The organism is Candidatus Parvarchaeota archaeon, from assembly GCA_016866895.1.
GTDB lineage: Archaea > Micrarchaeota > Micrarchaeia > Anstonellales > VGKX01 > VGKX01.
Genome location: VGKX01000123.1, coordinates 1 through 3,863 on the forward strand (window position 1 = coordinate 1; position 3,863 = coordinate 3,863).

General features: G+C 46.7%; 3 protein-coding genes. 2 read left to right on the plus strand and 1 reads right to left on the minus strand.

Features of this window, described 5'->3' with window-relative positions; genetic code table 11:
* Window positions 1–741 precede the first annotated feature (741 nt).
* Together FJZ26_04785 and FJZ26_04790 are read left to right on the plus strand one after the other, a co-directional pair.
* On the plus strand, window positions 742–1,746 hold the full coding sequence (locus FJZ26_04785; GenBank protein MBM3229721.1) for a hypothetical protein: 1,005 nt from the start codon (window positions 742–744) through the stop codon (window positions 1,744–1,746).
* Between the two features lie 75 nt (window positions 1,747–1,821).
* Complete coding sequence (locus FJZ26_04790) at window positions 1,822–2,787, plus strand: NAD-dependent epimerase/dehydratase family protein (protein ID MBM3229722.1); 966 nt, start codon at window positions 1,822–1,824, stop codon at window positions 2,785–2,787.
* 272 nt (window positions 2,788–3,059) lie between these two features.
* Here the strand turns inward: FJZ26_04790 and FJZ26_04795 are convergent.
* On the minus strand, window positions 3,060–3,863 hold an 804-nt coding region (locus FJZ26_04795), incomplete at its 5' end, for a hypothetical protein (protein ID MBM3229723.1).

Here is a 3,863-nt window from a genome sequence, read left to right on the forward strand (position 1 = left end):
CATATGTTTACAAGGAGCAGCCACGGAAAGCCGCGATTATTGGGATAATGGTCATTGCATTTGTTGCCATTAGCGCAAGTGCTCAGTTTGCATACAACAAGCAAGGCGCGCAGAAGGCTTACCCGCAGGCTGACTTTGAGGCGCCAAGCCAGTACTTCAAGCAGGCACTTGAGTCAGTTGCAGGAAAGGAAGGGAAAATAGCCTTGATTGAGAACAACGGGTTTGCAAAGTTTTATGCAGGCGGCAGGATAGCTGAAGACACGCAGCCCCTTGCAAGTTTTCTAAGCGAGAACGTGACTGAAGGGCAGCTTGAAAAAAGCGGCGTAAAATATGTTATAGTCAGCGGCAGGCTTTTTGCAAGCCCGGAAAAAATATCCGCAAGCGGCGGCCAGGCTGTAAGGGCAAGGGCATACAGGTACATAGGAAACACGACAGATGCCCAGGGCCAGGCGCTTGCATACTTTGCAGGCTTTGACGGGACTGTGCTTGTAAGGCCCATTGAGCAGGAAGGAAAGTTTCTTGTCCAGGATTCAGTCCTTGTCGGCCCGAATGGCCAGGCGGCTGCGCAAATACCATACTCTGAGCTTTTGGTGCTCAATTCGAAAATGGCATACCAGGACGGGTCGAATCTGATTGTCTGGCCTGTGACAAGCCATAATACAAATCTTTTCAAGCTGTTTTTTGGAAAAATCCAAGGCGCAAGACTTGTTGGCGAGTTTGGGGATGTAAGGGTGTTTGAAATTGGATAGCACAATGATATTTGCAGTTTCCTTTGTGGCAAGCGTACTTGTTACCTTGTACTCTGTGCCAAAAGTCGCACGAAAGCTTGAGATGGCAAAGATAACCGGCGTTGACATTAACAAAGGAGCCGGAAATAAAATCGAGATACCTGAAATGGGAGGCATAACAATTGTCATGGGATTTGTTGTCGGGGTGATAACAAGTATTGCCCTGCACATACTTTTCCAGCTTCCCTTTGAGTCAACCTATGTCTATGCGGGGCTTGCAACAGCGCTGATTATTGCGCTTATAGGCGTTTATGACGACCTGTTTGACATGGCCCAGCACACAAAGGCGTTTTTGCCCCTTGCAGCCTCAATACCCCTTGTTGCAGCAACCATTGACTCAAGCAGGATAATTTCGATTCCATTTGTTGGCGCAATTGACTTTGGCATACTTTACCCACTTATTTTGATACCGATTGGCATAGCTGTCGCCTCAAACCTGACAAACATGCTTGCAGGCTTTAACGGGCTTGAGGCAGGAATGGGGATTGCCGTTTTCTTTTTTGCAAGTGTAATTGCATATATTAAAGGAGTGACAATAATGCTTTTTTTCACAGTGCCAATGCTTGGCGCCCTGCTGGCATTCTTGTACTACAACAAATATCCTGCAAAGATTTTCATGGGCGACATTGGAACGCTTTCCATTGGCTGCGTGCTTGCGGTTGCCGTAATCGTTGGCGGCTTTCAAACGCTTGGCGCAATGCTTGTTGTGCCCTATGTGATTGATTTTTTCATAAAAGCGTATAATCGATTCCCGTCAAAAAACTGGTGGGGCGAGCTGAAAAACGGCAAGCTTTACCCGGTTGAGGGAAAAGTTAGAGGCCTGTGCCAGCTTGTGATGAAATCTGCAAACGGGATTAGCGAAAAGGGGCTTGTGGCAGTGCTAGTTTGCCTTGAAATCATTGTCGGGATTGCCGCAACGCTGATTTTACTTGGGCCTGCAAAGCCGCTTGGCATTTGAAAAAAAACTATAGGGCGCAAAGCTTGATGGAATTCCAAAAACTTGTCGTGCAGGCTGAAAAATTTGGTGGATGCAATGGCAGTTGTTGTGACTGGGGCAAGCGGCTTTATAGGAGCTCACCTGTGCAAAAAACTATTTGAGACAACAGGGCAGGCGCCATTAAACATAGATATCAGGGAGCCAAAAGCCGGTGATTTGGCTTTTTGCAAGCATATCAAGGCAGATGTGAGGGATGCTGCCAGGATGCTTGAATGCACAAAAGGCGCAAGTGCGATAATTCACCTTGCGGCCCAGACAAGTGTGCAAAAATCCCTGCAGGAGCCAACACTTGACTGGGAAACTAATTATTTGGGAACAAAGAACATGCTTGAGGCTGCAAGAAAGAATGATGTTGGCGTGTTTGTCTATGCCTCCTCTGCAGCAATTTACGGGCACCCGAAATATTTGCCTGTTGATGAAAAGCACCCTAAGTCGCCCCTTTCCCCTTATGGCATGTCCAAGCTTGCGGCAGACGAGCTTTGCGGCAAGTATTTTGAGCAGCATGGCTTGAAGACAGTCAGGCTCAGGCTTTTCAATGTCTATGGAGTGGGCCAGGACCCTGCTTCTCCTTATTCTGGCGTGATAACGAAATTTGCTCAGAAAATTAAGGATGGAAAGCCGCCGATTGTTTTTGGCGATGGCTCAAACACTCGCGACTTTGTGCATATAAGCGATGTTGTTGATGCTTTTTTGGCGTGCATTGAACAAAAAAATACGAAAAAAATTACGGAGAAAGGAGCATCTGGCAGCGGAGTATACGGCAAGGCATATGGCAGTGGAATATACGGCAAGGCATACAACATCGGCACTGGCATTGAGACAAGCATACTTGAGCTTGCAAAAAAAATGGTGCTTGTGTCAGGAAAAAAACTTGGGGTTGAATTTGCCCCCACCCAGAAAGGGGATATAGCAAAAAGCGTGGCCGAAGTGAGCGCGGCAAGAAGGGAGATTGGGTTTGAGGCAACGGTAAAGTTGGGGGAAGGATTGAAGGAATTGGTTTGAGGCCAAGATGAAGCTTGAGGATGGATTGAGGGCGATTAGAGTTTGAAGCGAGAGTGAGACTGGAAGAGGGGCTAAAAGAGCTTGTTGTTTGAAAGAGGATAGGGCTAGAAACATGGGCTAAGGAAAATTGGGATTTGAGACGAGAGCGAGATTGGAAGACGGGTTGAGGGAATTGATTGTTTAGGGGAAGTGGGTTGAAGGGCTTGTGGTTTGAAGTGAGAGCCTAGAAGAGTTCAATTTTAGCATATTATCAAATCAACTCATTTAAGGATTCAAATCTCCATCGTCTTTCCAATTCCCGGTATCCTCACGTTCATGTGCAGCTTCTTGAAATCCTCAGCCTTCTCAGTATGAATAGGGATTAGGAGCTTCGGGCTAATCGCCTTTATGAGGTCTGCCAAATCCTCCTTGCTTGCATGGCCCGAGCAGTGCGCCTTGTGGAAAGTCACCCCAAAGTGCTTCATCCAGTTCTCAAGCACCGTCCTTTCAGCCTCGTTTTCTTCTCCTTCAAGAAAGTGCTCGGACGAAGAGTATATGTAATCGGCATTCTTTGGCCGGATATAGATCAGCTCCATAAGCTTGTTGAAGCTCATGTGCATGATGAATTTCTTCTGGTTCTTTGAAACTTCATCAAACGTAATCATCTTCGGCATGAATTTACGCTCGTAAAGATAGTAGTCCTTCTCATCGTAAGTGCCGCTTTTTGAAAGCCTGAAATATACATGGATATTGTTGTCAGTCATTATGTCGGGCAGGTCAGGAACCTTCTCTTTCAGGCTGTCCAGCACAAAGGCGAACTTGGTGTCTATGACAAGTTTTCGCTTGTTTTTCAGGGTTGCCCGATAGAAGGACATGAACCTGTCGATGTTTGACATTGAGAAATAGCCGAAAACAATGCCTTTTGACGCCTTTATGATGCCGTCAACCTTGGCTTCCACTTCCACTTCAGTGTAATTGTGCTCCTGTTCGCTTCCCATCCTGGTGCCTTCGCATAGCATGGCATAAGGTTTTGTTTTTGCAGCTTTTTCCACAAATTCCTGCGTCATGTTGCTTTTTGGGCCATGAAGCCTCAGGTC

Bases quoted from the DNA above. Each gene is read 5' to 3' on its own strand.
- FJZ26_04790 (MBM3229722.1), top strand. From the start codon at position 1,822: ATGGCAGTTGTTGTGACTGGGGCAAGCGGCTTTATAGGAGCTCACCTG.